Below are 17932 nucleotides of genomic sequence, written 5' to 3'. Positions count from 1 at the left end.
ATAAGTTGTATAACTGAAAAATACGTTATACATTTGGGATACAATTTATCCCTGATGGAAGAACTGACTAAATCAGAAGAACATGTTATGCAGATCCTCTGGAAATTGGGGACAGCATTTGTAAAGGACATCATAGAAGAAATGGAGGATCCCAAACCTCCTTACACCACCGTATCCTCCGTTGTGAGGATCCTGGAAACAAAAGGTTTTGTGACCCACAAAGCCTATGGCAAAACACATGAATACAGCCCCCTGATCTCCAAAGAGCAATACAGGAAAGGCAGTATCCAGCGCATGGTGAAATATTACTTTGATGATAAAACATCCAATCTCCTGTCCTTCCTGATGCAGGAAAAGAAGCTGAGTAAAAAGGAACTACAGGAACTGCAACAATTCATTGACCAGCAAAAACAACGCTCATGAAAACCTTCCTGCTCTCCTCCATAGGTTGCCTGTTATTGTTCTACAGCCTTTATGCTATCTTCTTTAAACGTCTCAGCTTTTATAAGTGGAACCGGTTTTACCTCTTAACCACCCTGCTTCTTTCTTTATCCATTCCGTTCCTGCGTTTCGGGGAAACAAATTATATCCCTGCCGGCATATCCATCCGCACAACGATAGAACAGGCCAATACGGCTGCGGTTATTACTACGCCTGCTGCGCAGGTTTTCAACTGGCTGGCCATGGTTTATTGGACAGGCGTATGCATCATGGCGGGCTTTTTTATCATCAGTGCCATTAAACTCTATAAGAAGATCAAGAACAGCAAACAGGAAGAACTGAATGGCCTTACCATCATACGCACAAAAGACCTCAACGCCTCCTTCTTCCGTTTCATTTTCCTGCAACATAACCTGGATGCCGGGGAAGAAAAGATCATCTTCCAGCATGAACGTGTTCATCAGCAACAATTGCATAGCCTGGATAATCTTTTTATTGCATTGATAAAGATTTGCTGCTGGTTTAATCCGCTGGTATATGTTTACGGCAGACTGCTAAAATCCGTACACGAACTGGAGGTAGATCAATTGATGACCAGCCGGGTAGAAAAAACAGACTACGCGCAACTCCTGTTAAAATTTAATGCAGGAAAGGAATCAGGCTTGTTAAATCTTTATAGTGTACATCCTTTAAAGCATCGCATTCATTCCCTCTTCACCCATAAAACCAACAACATGAAAAAAGCGCTTTATCTGCTAATACTCCCCTGCCTCGCATTGGCCATCAGCAGTTTTTCTTTTATAACAACAAACAAACTGCCAACAGGTGTACTCATTAAATCGGACAGTACAGAACTTACCATGCAAATATCACTCAGGCAATTACTGGGTTCCAACGCTTCCTGGGCAGCATTCGAAAACTTTGAAGCCGGCACTTTTGAAAAGGTTCAAAAGATGTTCAGAGAACAGGGATACGAGCTGACGGTGACAGAGAAAGTACAGGGGGACAATGAAACAATTAAACTGCTGGGCTTTGGATTAACTGGTAACCGTGGGGCAGTAAAGACCACATACAGGGTAAATGAAATGATCAGCAATAACTATTACCTAATGGTTTCGCTAAATAAAGAAAAACAGGAGCTGAGGGTAAATTCCTCCAAATCAGCCTTCTTAAAATAAAAAAAAGGGCGGTCTCTTTAACGGAGACCGCCCTTTCCTTTAATAATTCACCGCAATTCCTATATTGAATGCCCTTCCTTTTCCTTTCGAATAAAAGCCGGGTATCATAAACCATTGTGAACGTGCCGGGAAATAATCCTCGTTGAAGAGGTTTTCCACTCCAAGTGTTACCAGTGCGTTCTTTGTTAAACGGTAGCTGGCATTCAGGTTAAAAAGATTATACGCTTTCACGATCCCTTCATTTCCTTTGTAAAGCCCGTTGGGTAATTTAACAAAGCGGTTCCTTTCCTGGATGCCGGTATATTGCAAACCAACTTCCAAACCATCAACAGGCCTGTAATGTACGTTGGCGCCGATCTTAGGAGCAGCAATACGCCTTCCGTTCAGGTAAGCATCATATTTATCATCGATACGGCCGGTATCTGCTTTTCCTTCCACATAACTGTAAGAGGCACCCAGATCGAGGTTATGCAGCGGACTGTATTGTACAGCTGCTTCAAAACCATAAATGCGCTCCGGTATGCGGGCCACATTAAACAGGTCTGTATTCACATCGTACACCATTTCAGCACCCAGTTTGGAAGTACTTACAAAACCGGTGAGTTCAAAACGCAGCTGTTTGTATTTGCTTACAAAACCCAATTCGTAGTTATTCACCAGTACTGCTTCTGTATTGATCTTGCTGATATTATCCACCTTCGCATCCCTCAGTGCAAGGCCTACATCTGCCACAGAAAATCCCTGGGAGAAACTGGCATAAGGCGTAAAGAGCGGAAAACGGTTGTAACGTAATCCGGCATTGAATAAAGTAGCCGTGTATTTCAGGTCACCACCTTTTACGGCGAAGCTGGGTGTAACAGTACCTCCTGAAGCATTCGTGATTCTTAAAGTAGTGTAATCCTCCACGCCTATCTTCACCTTTTCTATTCTGACACCACCTTTCAGGATAATGTTATCCAGGAAGGTCCATTCGGTTTCTGCAAAAGGTGCCACATTGAACATCTTCATTTCCGGCACCCACACGCGGCCATCTACCAATGGTTGTGAGGTAACATCGTTGATGATATCTGTACCGTAAGACAATGATCCCATTTTCGTTAAAGGAGAGCTGAACATAAAACGCAGTCCTTTCTTCCTGGAAAGTGTGTGCGATTGTCCGTCTCCACCTTCAAACCTGCCGATGGACACATAGAAGATATCATCCCGGGAAGTGTAGTAAGCATCTGCACGCAGCGAAGTTCCGCCGATCAGGCTATCTGCCTGGTAAGAGAGCTGCAGGTTATGATTTCCTTTTACGCCGGTAGGTTCACCGGCTTGTTTACCCAATACCCCTGTTGCAGGTTTGCCGGTCAGGTAATCACCATTCACCAGTGTATAGTTGGAATTCTGCTGGCTCCTGTAGAAGTTATACATTAACTGGATGCGCTGACGGCTGGAGGGTTCAAAACCCAGTTTCACGAATCCATTGTAACTTTCTGTTTCGCCCAGGCTATAGTTGTTGCCCAGGATATTGCCCTTTGCATCCTTGAATTCCCCGTTCTGTTCGTATACCCCGCTGACGGTGTAGTCAAACTTCCCGATCCTGCCATATAACAATTGGCCGATCCTTCCGCCAAGGCTGTTTTTAGGGCTGGTTAAAGAACCAGTAAGGTTGAGGGTGGTTTTACCGGAAACGGCACCGGCATCTTTAGGTGTAAGGGTAATATAGTTGATCAGACCACCTGTTGCACCATTACCATAGATGGCCGTAGCGCCTTTCAGCACATCCACCCTTTCCAGCACAGCAGGGTCTATAGACCGGAGATCTACTTCCCCGTTACGCAGTGGTGTGGATTGTGGAATACCATCTATCATGATCAATACGGAACGGCCCCTTAAGGATTGCCCCACATTGCTGTTGGTTTGTGCAGAAGGTGCCAGGCCGGGTACTTCATTGGCCAGGATCTCTGTGATATCTGTGGTAATAGTCAGGTTACGCTCCAGCGTTTTGCGGGTAACCACGGTTACGGAAGAAGGCACTTTGTCCAGCACCTCCGGTTTACGGCTGGCAGATACGATCACCTCCCCCAGGGAAACGGTATCCTTTTTGATCTTTTGCTGGGCAGATGCAGAGAAAGCTGCTGCCAGTATGAATAAAGTGGAGCCAATACGCCTCATAAGCTTATAAATTTGCGCAAAGCTACAGCCTGGCCAGCGGGTTCAATGATCGTATCCGGAAAAAATAATTAAATTGATCATCATGAGAAGGAATTACAAAAAGGAAAACCTGCCGGTGGACAAGATCCGCAGGTTCCTGGAACCCGGCCCCATCGTACTGGTTAGTTCCCGCTGGAAAGAGGAGACCAATATCATGAGCATGGGCTGGCATACAGTTATGGAGTTCTCTCCTTCCAGGATCGGGTGTTTTATCACCGGGGCCAACCACAGCTACGATATGATCCGTAAAAGCGGGGAATGTGTGATCAATATCCCCACGGTGCAGTTGCTGGATGAAGTGATCGGTATTGGTAATTCCACCGGTACACAGGTAGATAAATTCAAAAAGTTCAGGCTCACACCGGAGGAGGCGGACGAAGTGAATGCACCGCTGATCAAAGAATGTTATGCTAACTTTGAATGCAAAGTAGCAGATGAAAGCATGCTACGTAAATATAATTTCTTTATACTTGAGGTTGTGAAGGCACATGCCGCCATTTATCCAAAGTATCCCACAACGGTACATTACAGGGGCGAAGGCATCTTCATGATATCAGGCAGGAACATTTCAAAAGTCAGAAAATTCAAACCACAGAACCTATAAGATGCTGGATCAGGTTATACAATATCTTTCTCTTATCCTTATTATTATCACGCTGGTCATGCTGGCGCAGAAACTAAAGATCGCTTACCCCATCGTACTGGTGATAGGTGGTTTGCTGATCAGCCTGATCCCCGGACTGCCGTCCGTAACTATCAACCCGGAGCTGATCTTCGTGATCTTCCTGCCACCGCTGCTGTATGAAGCAGCCTGGTATACTTCCTGGAAAGATTTCTGGAAATGGCGGCGTGTGATCACCAGTTTCGCCTTCCTGATCGTAGTACTTACCTCCTTTGTGGTGGCGCTGGTATCCAGCTCTATCATACCCGGTTTTACCATGGCACTGGGCTTTCTGCTCGGTGGCATTGTATCTCCGCCCGATGCAGTTTCCGCCACTGCCGTGCTGAAGAATGTAAAGGTGCCGAAAAGACTCTCCTCCATCCTGGAAGGAGAAAGCCTGCTGAACGATGCATCCAGTTTGATCGTATTCCGTTTTGCCCTGGTAGCTGTGGATACCGGGCGGTTCATCTTTCACGAAGCTGCAGTGAGTTTTGTGGTGGTGATTGTGATGGGTATATTGACGGGCGTGCTGATAGGGCTCATTTATTATGCTGTGCATAAATGGCTGCCCACTACCACCAATATGGATATTGTGCTGAGCCTTACTGCGCCCTATGTGATGTACATCGTGGCAGAGGCTTTCCATTTCTCCGGTGTATTATCTGTAGTGAGCGGCGGGCTTTTCCTTTCTGCCAGGAGCCATCTTTTCCTCAATCACCGAAGCAGGTACCAGGGAAGCAATGTATGGTCCACATTGGGTTTTGTGCTGAACGGGCTGGTGTTTATGCTCATAGGCCTGGAACTTCCGGTGATCGTGAATCAACTGGGACCGGTAAGTTTAGGAGAAGCCATTAAATATGGCCTGCTGATCTCCCTGGTGCTGATCGTTACCCGGCTGCTTTCTACATTCGGCGCTTCCTATTTCACCGTTTTCATCAGCCGGTACATTACCACAGCTGATAACAGACCGGGGTTAAAAGGACCTTTCCTCCTTGGATGGGCAGGCATGCGTGGTGTGGTTTCCCTTGCTGCTGCATTATCCATTCCGGTTTTACTCTCAGATAAGATCACGCCCTTCCCCCAGCGAAACCTCATTCTCTTTATCACTTTCATGGTGATCCTGGTTACATTGGTGGTGCAGGGTTTAACACTGCCGCTCATGATCCGCCTGGTGAAAATGCCGGACCCGGATATTACCCTCACACCGGAAGAACAGGAACTGATGATCAGGAAGAAATTAGCGGCCCATACCCTAAAGTTCCTGGACGAGCAACATGCAGAAGTACTCAAAACCAATACCATCTTGCAGCAGCTGAAAGCCCGGTATGAGAACACGCATTTTCACAATACAGAACATCTTATTGAGCCGGAACATGATGATTACCGCCGCGTTTATTTAGAAGTACTGGAACAACAGCGCACACTCCTGCATGAACTGGATAAAAGCCCGGAAACAGACGACGAGATCATCCGCCGGCATCAAAGCCTGTTAGATTTGGAAGAAGAAAAGTTGCGCTTGAAATTTGAGAGTTAAAATGCGAAATCCTCCCCCAGGGAAAAACCAATAGAGCTGATGTAACGCAGGGGCATTGCTTTCACCACAGGCACTTCCACCTGTCTGAAAACATATTCCGTAATGAAGGGCCTGAGCGCTTCTGCCGGAGCCTTTTTAGCGACTGAAGAAGACATCTGCTAAAGTAGCCAGTTTATGCACATTAAAAAAGGGCTGCCAGACGGCAGCCCTCGTTCCATACGCGATTGTCAAGATTAAACTTATTTCTTCAATTGATCTTCATACCGTTGCAATGCCTCTATAAAATAATAATCTGCATATACCAGTGGTACATCTATTTCCGTATGATGTGGTATACTTCCCACACTGTGCATCAGCAGAAAGTTACCATTACTGCCAACCGGTGCACGGTATGCCGGGCTGGCCAGTGAATGCAGCATTTGAATAGCGGCCTGTTTATATTTTTCTTCCTTTGCACCTGCATACCTGCTCAGCTCAAATAAAGCAGAAGCGGTGATGGCAGCAGCAGAAGCATCTCTTGGTTTATCTGTTACCTTATTGGCATAAGAGTTAATGCCCGGTGTGTAACCTGCTTCATTCGCATTAAAATCCCAGTAAGGCACTTTATCTTCCGGCAGGTTCTTGTTATCCAGGAACCAGTCCGCCATGCCCAAGGCCGTCTTTAAAAAACGGGCATCCTTTGTTTCACGGTATACCATGGTAAAACCATAGATCCCCCATGCCTGGCCTCTTGCCCAGGTGGAATTATCTGCATATCCCTGTGCTGTTTCCCTTGCAGCCACCTTACCGGTAGTGGTGTCATAACACACTACATGATAGGAACTGTAATCCGGGCGGATCTGGTTCTTCATCGCCGTCAATGCATGTGAAACTGCCACATGCCGGAAAGCAGTATCGCCGGTTACTTTCGAAGCAAAGAATAATAGCTCCAGGTTCATCATATTATCAATGATCACCGGGAAAGGATAGATCTTATTGCCATGCCAGGATTTAAATCCATTCCAGGATTTAATACTTCCGGTCACAGGATTAAAACGTGTGCTCAGGGAACGGGCGGATTGCACCAGGATGTCTTTGTATTCAGCTTTCCCGGTAAGGCGGTAAGCATTACCATAACTGCAATACATCATAAATCCAAGGTCGTGATGTTTGGTGAAGTCCTTCAGGGGCTCCAGTTTCTCCGTCCATGTTAAAGCTGCTGTACCCAGGCTTTGATCTTTGGTGAATTCATAGGAATACCAAAGGCTGCCGGGGAAAAAACCGGGTGTCCAGTCGTACATACTGGTAGATACCATTTTGCCGCTGGCATCTGTAGTACGGGGGAAAGTCAGTGGTTTCTGATGCACGGTTTCCTTCAACATATTCTTGATCTGCTGTGTGGCAAAAGAATAGTTGCTCCTGATAAAATCATTCTCTGAGTTGTCTGATTTAAAAGCGAGCAGGCTAACGAACGCTGTACCAATTAATAAACGCTTCATATTCATGCTTAGGGTATTACTTTAATGATCACTTCTCTTATCACTGATCTTTCTTCGTCCAACGTATGATTGAATGCAACGAAGGTGGCTTTGTAAACGCCGGGAACAGTGTATTTATATGGATAACCTGTTTTGGCAGGCTCGGTAATGCTCTTGATGCCTACACTTACATCCGGGGAGATCTGCCCTACATAGATAGGTTTGCTGATGATCCAGCTGGTATTGGTAGGAGAAGTTCCACCTCCACCAGTGATCTTCAGATCAGTGGCAGTAGCTGTCCAGCGTGCGGCGGCTGGGTTCCATACATTCCCATAACGTGTCCAGAAACTAACGTCTGTTGCAAGATTGCTGATGGCAACCGTCTGATCTGCCAGCACGTTATTAAGCACATAATTGGTGATGGTCCAGGTACGTTGTGTGGAACCGGTTACCCCGCTGTATTTGAAGGCAATGAAAAGAGAATCCTTTTCCCCCGATACCTGGTCTGTAAGATCAATAATGCCGGAGTTCACTACCGTGGCACTGGTAGCCAGTGCTGCTTTGGAGGTGATGTTCGTCCAGTTGGCATTCACTACGGTAGCGGAATCCAATGCCGTGAGTTTATTAGTGGCCAATACCTGTAGTGTATTGGTCTGTGTACCAAATTCTGCTTTCGTGGAAAATGATAACGCCAGTTTCCCCAGCTTGAAGCTGGCTTTGCGGTTAGCATAACTCTTCCCTGGTTCACCGGAATAGAAGGCAATATTATCTGCATTGCCTGCAAAAAGGAACTGCGTGGTATCGCCTACCTTATAAGTGAAGGTATCTGCAACCATACGGGCCGGATCAATCTTCACCTGGAAATCAGGTGTAGTTGTTTCCAGCTTTTTGGAGCAGGACACAACCGCTAAAGCCAGTCCTGCTAATATGATGAATGATCTTTGCATAAAATAATGTTTAGAATGTAACAATTACCAGCCGGTGTTTTGGATAAGCGCACGGTTCAGATTTAGCTCATAAGTTGGTTTAGGCAACAGTACGTGCCTTGTGCCCACATTCTGTGCCCCCTGTAATCCATTTGGATTTCCTGTAGCAGCAACGGATGCACCATTGGCAGCCGCCCATGCCGCAAAAGTTTGCATATCCTGGTAGAAATTCCCCCAACGGATCAGGTCTGCTTTTCTCACTGCTTCAAAGCAAAGCTCTCTCATCCTTTCATCGCGGATAGCCAGTTGAAAATCTTCTTTGCTAAGCCCGGGTGTAAGATCTGCCTCAGTACCAGTTGTGATAGAAGCGGTAGCCGTAGCTGGAACACCTGCGTAAGTGAACACCGCACCTGTTACCGCGGCACTGGATGCACCGGAAGTTTGCGTAGGCCCTGTAGTGGTAGAAGTACCAGCTGTCGTAACTGTATAAAGATTACCTGCATTTGTTATTTGCGTACCTGCTGCATAAGCTGTACCTGGTACCCATGCAGTACCGATCACTACAACCGGTGCAGAAGAATAATAAGTACCGGGAGCCAGTGCGCCGGGTGAGTTCAGATAGATGCCTACTACTTTGCCTGCTGTAACAACAGCTGTGCCGCTGGCACCACTTCCGCCGCCACCTGAAATTGTTACCGCTGGTGCTACGGTATAACCGGAGCCCTGGTTATTTACTACAACAGACTTCACCACATTGCCATTCATAATGCCATATCCTCTCCTTCTCACCAGGTTGATATCCGCATAAGCATTAGCAGGGCCGTTCAGGTAGTTCTCTGCTTCTGCACGCATCAGCAACACATCCGCATAACGGATCACCGGCCAGTTAATATTATAAGAACCGCCTACGCCATTAGTGTTACGGATAATTGCAGGGCAATATTCTCTTCTGAACTTACCGGCATTCATCTGCCATACATTCGGGCGGGCCGTTTTTACACGTGGCGTACCACTATAGATATAGTTAGCACAGTTCCAGTCACGCCTTACATCCAGGGAAGATTTAAAAGGTGTGGCGGTGTTGGCAGCATCCAATTCGTAGGAATCAAATAATTTCCTTGTTACCCATACCCAGGATGCAGAACTGTAAGAAGTAGTATCAGCCGCCACAATAGCGGATTGTATGCCCACAAAATTACCAATATCATTTCCACCTTTAGTTACCACACCAGGTGCAGCACCAAAAGAACCCAGTTCCCAGATATTCTCCTTCACATCATACACATCTTTACTCAGGTTAATGAAGATCTGCCTGTAATCAGGGTTCAGTGCATGCAGGCCGGAGTTCACTACTTTGTTGGTATAAGTAAGTACATCCTGGTATTTGGATACATTATTCTGGGGATAACCTGCCCAATAAATGTATACCCTGGCCAGCATAGCCTGTACCGCAGAAATGGTCACCAATTCATTATAACCCAGTCTTGCTGCAGTATAGTCTTTCAGCAATACCTCCGCTTCCTTCATATCTTTTTCTATCTGCGCATACACATCTTTCTGAGGAGTAGCCGGAATGGTAGTTTCATTGATCCCCAGTGGACGTAATACCAACGGTACATCGCCATAGTTACTGGCAAGTGTAAAGTACAGGAACCCACGCAGGAATAATGCCTGCCCTTTGATGATATTCCTTTTGGTAGAATCCATGGTGGGTTTGTTGATATTCTCCAGCAGGGAGTTCAGGTTGGCAATACCTATATAAGAGAACTTCCAGAGATTGCCCACATACACCTGCGATGCATCATAATTGTAACGGAGGCCACGGGCATCACCGTCCGCAGTACGGTTGGATAAAACTTCATCCGTAGTAGTGGTAAAGTTAAATGGTATCACCTGCGCGTACAGTTCAGGGCGCATGAGATCTCCATACACACCCGTGAGTGCCTGTTGCAATTGTGCTTCCGTTGTATAATAATTATCCGGCGTAAAAAAATCAGTTGGTTTTGTATCGAGGAACTTTTTACAGGAAGAAAGTCCTGCTATAATGATCCATGCAAAAAGATAAATGCGTTTCATAATGTTGGATTTTGCGTTGATCAAAAGGTTACATTTAATCCCAGTACATAAGAGAGTGAGTGCGGGTATACGGCATAGTCAAACCCTGGTGTAAGGTTACCGGTTGTGCGGCCGGATACTTCCGGATCTTTACCGGAATAGTTCGTCCAGGTATACAGGTTTTGTGCAGAAGCATACGCCCTTACATTTTTGATCTTCGCTCTTTTCAATAATGGAGAAGGCACATTGTACCCCAGGGATACTGTTCTTAACTTCAGGTAAGAACCATCTTCCACCACACGGGAAGAATAAGCTGCATTACCCATCCCGCCTGCGCGGAACAAAGTATTGCTGGGGTTCTCCGGTGTCCAGCGGTTAGCATAAGTGGCAAACTGGTTGAGGTTCGGATTGTTTACAATGCCGCCTTCAAACACATAACGGTTGGCATTGATGATGTCATTACCATAAGACCATTGCAAGAGTACGTTCAGGTCAAAATTCTTATAGGCGAAATTATTGCTAAAACCGCCTGTATGTTTGGGCAGGCCACTGCCAATGATCGTATAATCTGAATTATTCACCTGCAGGTCTCCGTTCAGGTCCTTGTATTTGATATCACCCGGGCGGATAGCCGTTCTGGCAGAGCCATTGGTGGTGATATCCGGCTTCAGCAGGTAAGTACCGTTAGGCATTACATTGAAATCCGAATATTGGTACACCCCATCAAATACCAGTCCGTACATTTCACCCATAGGGCGGCCAATTGCAGAGATATAAGGGAACAGGCCGGAATAAGTTGTATTGAAGAAAGTGCCGGAACCGGAAAGGATGGATGTTTGCCCTTCTGTTAAAGCGAGGATCTTGTTCTTATTGAAGCTGATGTTGAAGTTACTGTTCCAGGAGAACTTTTTATTTTCAACAATGATGCCGCCAATAGTAAATTCGAGCCCTTTGTTTTCCAGTTTACCGATGTTTTTAAAACCGGCTCCGCTTTCAACACCCTGCATATAAGGCAATGCTGCCAGCAGCAAGAGGTCCTTTGTTGTTCTCTTATATACATCCACCGTTACGTTCATACGGTTTCTGAAGAAAGCCAGATCAAGCCCTATATTGGTCTGCTGATTGGTTTCCCACTTCAGGTCCAGGTTTTCCGGAGATACGATCACAGAGCCGATAGCAGGGAAAAGCCCTCCTGTAGAATACCAGTATTGGTTGCTGGTCATTTGCAGCTGGCTCAGGTAAGCAAAATCTGCTACCCTGTTATTACCAGAAGCACCATAACCGATCCTGATCTTTGCATCTGATACAAAATGCAACGGCTTCATGAACTCCTCACTGCTGAAACGCCATGCTGCAGATGCAGAAGGGAAATAGCCCCATTTATGACCTTCGGCAAATTTGGAAGAACCATCTGCGCGGATAGAAGCCGTGAACAGGTATTTGGAATCATAGTCGTAGTTGACCCTTGCGAGTGCAGAAGCCATCGTCCAACGGGAACTTCTTGAAATCAATGTCGTGTTGGCAGCAGGTGCCATGTCAATGGCATCCAACCCCAGTTCCTCATTCGGGATCTGTGTGGCCGTGAACCTCCTGTCGGAACTTTTATTTCCCTGCGCTTCGAATACACCCAGCACATTCAGGTTGTGCTTGTTGAACTTCTTCCGGTAGTTTAGTGAATTCTCACTTCTCCAGGTGGAATTGGGTTGATTCCAGATAGCACCATTCACTCCATTCGCACTCCATTTACTGCCGGATTGTGTTTTTGAGTTATTGAAGATATTCGTTTCTACATTCACATTATTAATACCACCCGCTACCCTGAGCATAAGGTCTTTAGTAATGGAATATTCTGCATAGGCATTGGCGATCAGACCTGTGTTCTTGGCAATGGTGATCTGGTTCTTGATATTCTGTAATGGATTCACCCGGTAGTCCTGGTTATTGGCCAATTCGTTAGTAGGATCATAGAACTCTTCCAACAGGTCTACTGCACTGTCCCTTCCTGCAATACTTGTAGTAGGGCGGAAACCCCATACAGAATACAAAGTAGTGGCAGAGGCATAAAAATTGGTGGCAGATACCGGGATACCATATGATTCACTATAAGCATAGTTCACATTCATACCCACTTTCAGCTTGTCGTTCACATTCTGGTCTATTGTAAACCTTCCCTGGTAACGTTTAAACCCGCCGTTGATAATAATACCTTTCTGGTTATTGAAGTTGCCGGAGAGAGAATACCTTGTTTTATCATTTCCACCTCTTACAGAAATATCGTGGTTCTGGTTCTGACCAGTCTGGTAGATGTAATCCTGCATATCCAGGGTCTCCTTGTTCCTGTAATCTTCCAGTTTAACGCCGTTCTTCAGGTAAACGGAATCCCGTATACCGGGATTGATGTCCCCTACATACCGCACAAATTCATAAGCGTTCATCAACTCCTGTTTCTCAGGGATCTTCTGCCAGCCATAATAACCATTGTAGGTCACTACAGGAGGACCGGTCTTTCCTTTTTTAGTGGTGATGAGGATAACACCATTACCACCTCTTGCACCATAAATGGCAGTGGCAGAAGCATCTTTCAATACATCAATAGACTCAATGTCTGCAGGACTGATGGAGTTGGCGTTAGAATTCTCCGTAGGGAATCCATCTATCACATATAATGGACCATTGTCCTGCGAGATGGAACCCGCACCCCGGATCACGATATTGGCAACGGAACCTGGCTGCCCGTCATTACTGGATACAGCCACACCCGCTACCCTTCCGGCCAGTGCTTCGTCAAAAGATTTAACCGGCGCTTTTTCAAAGTCACTCATGTTCACACTACCCACAGCCCCTGTGAGGTCCTTCCTCCTTTGGGTGGCATAACCAACCACCACCACATCGCTGAGAGTACCTACCTTTTCTTTCAGGCGAACGTTGTAAACCGCCAGGCTGCCTACCGGTATTTCCGACTTTTCAAATCCGATGTAAGTAAATACGAGCGTAACGCCCGGTGAAACAGATAAAGAAAATTTACCTTGTGCATCTGTACTCACACCTGTCTTTTCATTCTTCACCCCAACGGAAACACCTGGTAAAGGTGTTCCGTTATTATCACTAACCGTTCCGGTAACGGTTTTTTTCTGGGCGAATAAAAGAACAGGAAAGAGTAGCATCACAATAGAACCCGTAAGAGATCTTACAGCATAACGGGAAAGTTGTTGCGCAATTTTTGGCAATCGCATAGCAATGATTTTGGTGGAATTATTAGAATTGGCGAATCACGTGACAGCAAATATGTGGTTCCCGCAAACAAACATGGGGGGAGAATCATAAAAGAATGGGGGGAATATTCTAAACGCTTTACATCACACTGATTATCAAGCAACTAAAACTGTGCTATTTCTCAAAAAAACCATATATTTAGGTATGATGTATCGCTGGGGGGCTACATTGATACTGGCCATTTTATTATTTTCCACGCAAACGAAGGGGCAAAATATCGCATTTAATTACCTGACCGTTGAAAATGGATTGTCACACAATTCCGTATTATCTATTACACAGGACGGCAGGGGATTCATGTGGTATGGTACCCGCTATGGTCTCAACCGGTACGATGGGCAGCGGTTCAGGATCTACAAAACGGACCAAAAGGACAGTACCTCCCTGGACGACAACCTGGTACTGACCCTCTATTGTGATTCCAAAAAAAACTTATGGGTAGGCACCTCCCAGGGCCTGAACAAATACGATCCGGTCAAAGATCAGTTTGAAAGGATCCCCATCACTCCTAAATCCCTCAGCATCTACGCCATCTTTGAAGATAAAAAAGGAAGGCTCTGGATAGGTTCGCCCTCCGGCCTGTTCCTTAAAACTGCCAAAGGCTTCCGGCATTTTGTAACAGATGGTTCCGGTAACAGTATTGCTGGCACACATGTACGCTGTATTTATGAAGATCAGAAAGGCCATCTCTGGATCGGCACTACAAACGGCCTCACCCGGCTGATCATTTCAGGAAATGATTTTCAGTTTGAAACATTCCGCCATGAAGAAGGGAACTCCAACAGCCTCCCTGTTAACTATGTTGCCTCCATTACCGCGGACAGCCAGCAACGTTTATGGATAGGTATGCTGAATGGCGGGGTATGCATCTATGAACCAGCTACCCGAACTTTCACCCATGTAGATAATATTATTAATAATAGTGTAAGAAGGATTATAAGGGACAAAGCCGGCAAACTCTGGGTAGGCACGCAGGAAGGCTTAACCATCATTGACCCTGTCAATAAAACAAGTATCTCCTATCAGCATGATCCCGGCGGCAAAAAAAGCCTCAGCCAGAACTCGATCCATAGTCTTTTTGAAGATGTGAACGGCTCCGTGTGGATCGGCACCTACTTCGGCGGGATCAATATGATCCATTCTTATAATACTTCCTTTTCAACTTCACAAAGCAATGCTTCCCATTCCGGGATCAGTAATAATGTGATCAGCAGCATCCTGGAAGACGGGCTGCATAACTTATGGATCGGTACGGAAGGAGGTGGCCTTAATTACCTGAACAGGAAAACAGGCGCCTATACCTATTATAAACATAATCCTAATGATCCCTCCAGCCTTGGTTCTAACCTGGTAAAGGTGGTATACATTGATAAAGACGGGAACACCTGGATAGGTACTCACGGCGGCGGCCTTAACCTGCTGGGCGATAACGGTAAGTTCTCCCAATACTTCTACGATAAACAAAATCCTTTCACCCTTACCCTGGAAACCACCGCCATCCTGGAAACCACAGATGGCAGATTCTGGGTGGGCACCAATACAGGTTTACATCTCTTTAAGCGGAACGGCCGGCAACTCACGGAGATCATGGATACCGCCCTATTAGGAGAGATGGCAAGATCCTCTATCCGTTACCTCTACGAAGATTCCCGGGGCCGCTTATGGATAGGTTCTACCCTTTACCAGTTTGTGGTAAAAGGCAATACGCGGCAGATCGTGAACACAGATTGTTACAACAATTCCATTTTTGAAGACACCAAGGGAAACATCTGGACCAGCCTGTACTATGGCGGCCTGGTAAAGTATGACCAGGAAATGAAGATCACCGCAAGGTATACGGACAAAGATGGGCTCTCCAGCAATAATATCATGGGTATGCTGGAAGACGATAAACAAAACCTCTGGATCAGTACAGATAACGGCCTCGTCAAATTTGATCCGGAGAAAAAAACCTTCCAGACCTACACCACCAGCGATGGTATAGCAGGCAACGAATTCAACTACGGTTCTTTCCTGGAAGACAGTAAAGGAGAATTCTTCTTTGGCGGTTACAATGGTATCACCAGCTTCTTCCCCGGAAAAATTGAAGCCAATACCTACTCCGCTCCTATGGTGTTCACCGGGCTCAAACTATTTAATCAACCGGTAGGGATCAATAAAGCAGATCATCTTTTAAAACAGGATATAGGGTTCACGAAAGCATTAAAGTTCCATTACAACCAGGGAGTATTCACCATTGAATTTGCACTGCTGAATTATATTAAGAGTAATAAGAACAGGTATGCTTATAAACTGGAAGGGATAGACAGGGATTGGATTGAAACGAATGTAACGGCTGTAACCTACACCAATCTGCCTTCCGGCAATTATACCTTCCTGGTAAAAGGCGCCAATAACGATGGGGTTTGGAGTGAGCCTGCCCGCTTGGGCATCAGGATAATGCCTCCTTTCTGGCGTACCTGGTGGGCTTATTGTATCTATGCATTGCTGGCCGCCTCCATCTTTTTCCTCGTAACCCGCTTCTTCTTTATGCGTGCTTTATTAACGAAAGAAGAAGAACTGCACCAGGTGAAACTGAATTTCTTTACCAATATCTCTCATGAGATCCGCACGCACCTCACACTCCTGATGGCGCCGGTAGAGAAGATGATCGAAACCTTTAAAAAGGATGATCCCGTTCAGCAACAGTTATTTTCTGTAAAGAATAATGCGAACCGCTTATTGAAACTGGTGAGTGAACTGATGGATTTCCGGAAAGCAGAAACGAATCATTTAAAGTTATATGTAGAGAAGCAGGACCTTATCCCCTTTCTCCAGGAAATCTATACCAGCTTCAGCGAATTATCACTCAGCCGGAATATTAAAACCTCCTTCTTACATCATACAGCACACACGTTTGTTTATTTCGACAGGGAGCAGCTGGAAAAAGTGTTCTTCAACCTGCTCAGCAATGCATTCAAATTCACACCGGATGGTGGCAATATCTGCCTGCGTGTGGAACAGCAGAAAGACACCGTGACCATCAGCGTAATAGATAATGGCAGGGGCATTGCGCCGGAGTACCTGGATAAACTGTTCTCCAATTTCTTCCAGGTGGCAGATCATGGTGTGCAAAATACCGGGTACGGGATTGGCCTGGCATTGTCCCGGAATATTGTGGAACTCCACAAAGGCAACTTAACCGTAGAAAGTGAACCTGCTAAAAGGACCTGTTTTACCGTTACCCTGTTGCAGGGCAATAAACATTTTGAGGGCACCCGGCATGTGCTGGGTAATAAACCAGCAGAAGAGGTACCTGAGGTGCTGGGTTTTACACCAGCGGAAGAAATACCTGACCCTAAAGAAGCGCTGGGTTATAAACCAGCAGAAGAACTACCAGAAGTTATTGAAGTGCTGGGTTATAAACCAGCAGATCACCCTTTCACCCTCCTGATCGTAGAAGATAATCCGGAGCTGCGGAAGCTCATCCGGGAAACCTTTGAACAAAGCTACCAGGTGCTGGAAAGCGAAAATGGCGCCCAGGGACTGGCCATGGCCACAGAGCAGATCCCCGACCTGGTGATCAGCGATGTGATGATGCCGGAAATGGATGGCCTGGAATTCTGCTCCCGCCTGAAAACAGACGAACGCACCAACCACATTCCCGTGGTGATGCTCACCGCCAAAAGTTCCCAGGCAGATCATGTAAGCGGATTGGAAAAGGGGGCAGACCTCTATCTCAGCAAACCATTCAGTACCCGGGTGCTGGAACTGAACGTACGCAACCTCCTGGCACTCAGGGAAAAAATGCGGGAAAAGTTCAGCCGGCAAATATTAACGGAAACACCGGAAACACTCAGCAATACGGTAGACGATGCTTTCCTTCAGAAGGTGATCCAGCTTGTGGAAGAACATATGGACGAACCGGAATTCGGGGTGGAGATGTTGTCCCGCAAAGTAGCCATGAGCCAACCTGTGCTTTATAAGAAGTTAAAGGCCCTCACGGATATGTCTGTAAACGACTTCGTGAAATCCCTCCGGCTGAAAAAAGCCGCCGCCCTGATCCTCAAAAAACAGCATACGGTATATGAGGTAGCTTATATGGTGGGGTATGCAGACCGTAAATATTTCAGTAAGGAATTCAAAAAACAATTCGGCAAAACACCCACAGAATTCGCCGGAGAGCGGGAAACAGAGTAAAATTCCCCCTATTTATTTAGAATACTCCCCCT

General features: G+C 46.1%; 11 protein-coding genes. 5 read left to right on the top strand and 6 right to left on the bottom strand.

The window, feature by feature from the left end; translation table 11 throughout:
- Positions 1–33 precede the first annotated feature (33 nt).
- Both AAHN97_RS04050 and AAHN97_RS04045 read left to right on the top strand, forming a co-directional pair.
- The gene (locus AAHN97_RS04050) at positions 34–423 is read left to right on the top strand and encodes a BlaI/MecI/CopY family transcriptional regulator (RefSeq protein ID WP_343306275.1); all 390 of its coding nucleotides are present in this window, start codon (positions 34–36) and stop codon (positions 421–423) included.
- Positions 420–1619 (top strand): M56 family metallopeptidase, encoded by a 1200-nt coding sequence (locus tag AAHN97_RS04045; protein ID WP_343306274.1) that lies wholly within the window; start codon positions 420–422, stop codon positions 1617–1619. The genes AAHN97_RS04050 and AAHN97_RS04045 overlap by 4 nt, the downstream gene beginning before the upstream one ends.
- 39 nt (positions 1620–1658) lie before the next feature.
- On the opposite strand, the gene AAHN97_RS04040 is transcribed toward AAHN97_RS04045, so the two are convergent.
- On the bottom strand, positions 1659–3776 hold the full coding sequence (locus tag AAHN97_RS04040; RefSeq protein WP_343306273.1) for a TonB-dependent receptor: 2118 nt from the start codon (positions 3774–3776) through the stop codon (positions 1659–1661).
- Between the two features lie 82 nt (positions 3777–3858).
- Between AAHN97_RS04040 and AAHN97_RS04035 the strand changes: the two genes are divergently transcribed.
- Both AAHN97_RS04035 and AAHN97_RS04030 read left to right on the top strand, forming a co-directional pair.
- A complete protein-coding gene (locus tag AAHN97_RS04035) occupies positions 3859–4419 on the top strand; it encodes a flavin reductase family protein (RefSeq protein WP_343306272.1) in 561 nt (186 codons plus the stop codon).
- A 1-nt stretch (position 4420) separates the two neighbouring features.
- Positions 4421–6010 (top strand): Na+/H+ antiporter, encoded by a 1590-nt coding sequence (locus tag AAHN97_RS04030; RefSeq protein WP_343306271.1) that lies wholly within the window; start codon positions 4421–4423, stop codon positions 6008–6010.
- Here the strand turns inward: AAHN97_RS04030 and AAHN97_RS04025 are convergent.
- From AAHN97_RS04025 to AAHN97_RS04005, 5 genes are all read right to left on the bottom strand, one after another.
- Positions 6007–6165: a hypothetical protein gene (locus AAHN97_RS04025; protein ID WP_343306270.1), complete on the bottom strand. Its 159-nt coding sequence runs from the start codon at positions 6163–6165 to the stop codon at positions 6007–6009. The two genes, AAHN97_RS04030 and AAHN97_RS04025, sit on opposite strands and share 4 nt — an antisense overlap.
- Positions 6166–6249: 84 nt before the next feature.
- Positions 6250–7488 carry a glycoside hydrolase family 88 protein gene (locus tag AAHN97_RS04020; protein ID WP_343306269.1) on the bottom strand — a complete coding sequence of 413 codons (1239 nt, stop codon included), beginning with the start codon at positions 7486–7488 and terminating at the stop codon, positions 6250–6252.
- Positions 7489–7496: 8 nt separating this feature from the next.
- Positions 7497–8414 carry a DUF5017 domain-containing protein gene (locus AAHN97_RS04015; RefSeq protein WP_343306268.1) on the bottom strand — a complete coding sequence of 306 codons (918 nt, stop codon included), beginning with the start codon at positions 8412–8414 and terminating at the stop codon, positions 7497–7499.
- Between the two features lie 24 nt (positions 8415–8438).
- Positions 8439–10469, bottom strand: coding sequence for a RagB/SusD family nutrient uptake outer membrane protein (locus AAHN97_RS04010; protein ID WP_343306267.1), 2031 nt, complete (start codon positions 10467–10469; stop codon positions 8439–8441).
- A 20-nt stretch (positions 10470–10489) separates the two neighbouring features.
- A complete protein-coding gene (locus AAHN97_RS04005) occupies positions 10490–13681 on the bottom strand; it encodes a SusC/RagA family TonB-linked outer membrane protein (RefSeq protein ID WP_343306266.1) in 3192 nt (1063 codons plus the stop codon).
- Between the two features lie 184 nt (positions 13682–13865).
- Here AAHN97_RS04005 and AAHN97_RS04000 point away from each other — a divergent pair, with 184 nt between their 5' ends.
- Positions 13866–17900, top strand: coding sequence for a two-component regulator propeller domain-containing protein (locus AAHN97_RS04000; RefSeq protein ID WP_343306265.1), 4035 nt, complete (start codon positions 13866–13868; stop codon positions 17898–17900).
- Positions 17901–17932: the final 32 nt, after the last annotated feature.

The organism is Chitinophaga niabensis (assembly GCF_039545795.1).
Lineage (GTDB): Bacteria > Bacteroidota > Bacteroidia > Chitinophagales > Chitinophagaceae > Chitinophaga > Chitinophaga niabensis_B.
This window is presented reverse-complemented; position numbering and strand designations above follow the sequence as displayed.

What these genes read in the sequence shown, in the direction of transcription:
- AAHN97_RS04045 (WP_343306274.1), top strand. Translation starts at nt 420, where the DNA reads ATGAAAACCTTCCTGCTCTCCTCCATAGGTTGCCTGTTATTGTTCTAC.
- AAHN97_RS04040 (WP_343306273.1), bottom strand. Translation starts at nt 3,776, where the DNA reads ATGAGGCGTATTGGCTCCACTTTATTCATACTGGCAGCAGCTTTCTCT.
- AAHN97_RS04035 (WP_343306272.1), top strand. Translation starts at nt 3,859, where the DNA reads ATGAGAAGGAATTACAAAAAGGAAAACCTGCCGGTGGACAAGATCCGC.
- AAHN97_RS04030 (WP_343306271.1), top strand. Translation starts at nt 4,421, where the DNA reads ATGCTGGATCAGGTTATACAATATCTTTCTCTTATCCTTATTATTATC.
- AAHN97_RS04025 (WP_343306270.1), bottom strand. Translation starts at nt 6,165, where the DNA reads ATGTCTTCTTCAGTCGCTAAAAAGGCTCCGGCAGAAGCGCTCAGGCCC.
- AAHN97_RS04020 (WP_343306269.1), bottom strand. Translation starts at nt 7,488, where the DNA reads ATGAAGCGTTTATTAATTGGTACAGCGTTCGTTAGCCTGCTCGCTTTT.
- AAHN97_RS04015 (WP_343306268.1), bottom strand. Translation starts at nt 8,414, where the DNA reads ATGCAAAGATCATTCATCATATTAGCAGGACTGGCTTTAGCGGTTGTG.
- AAHN97_RS04010 (WP_343306267.1), bottom strand. Translation starts at nt 10,469, where the DNA reads ATGAAACGCATTTATCTTTTTGCATGGATCATTATAGCAGGACTTTCT.
- AAHN97_RS04005 (WP_343306266.1), bottom strand. Translation starts at nt 13,681, where the DNA reads ATGCGATTGCCAAAAATTGCGCAACAACTTTCCCGTTATGCTGTAAGA.
- AAHN97_RS04000 (WP_343306265.1), top strand. Translation starts at nt 13,866, where the DNA reads ATGATGTATCGCTGGGGGGCTACATTGATACTGGCCATTTTATTATTT.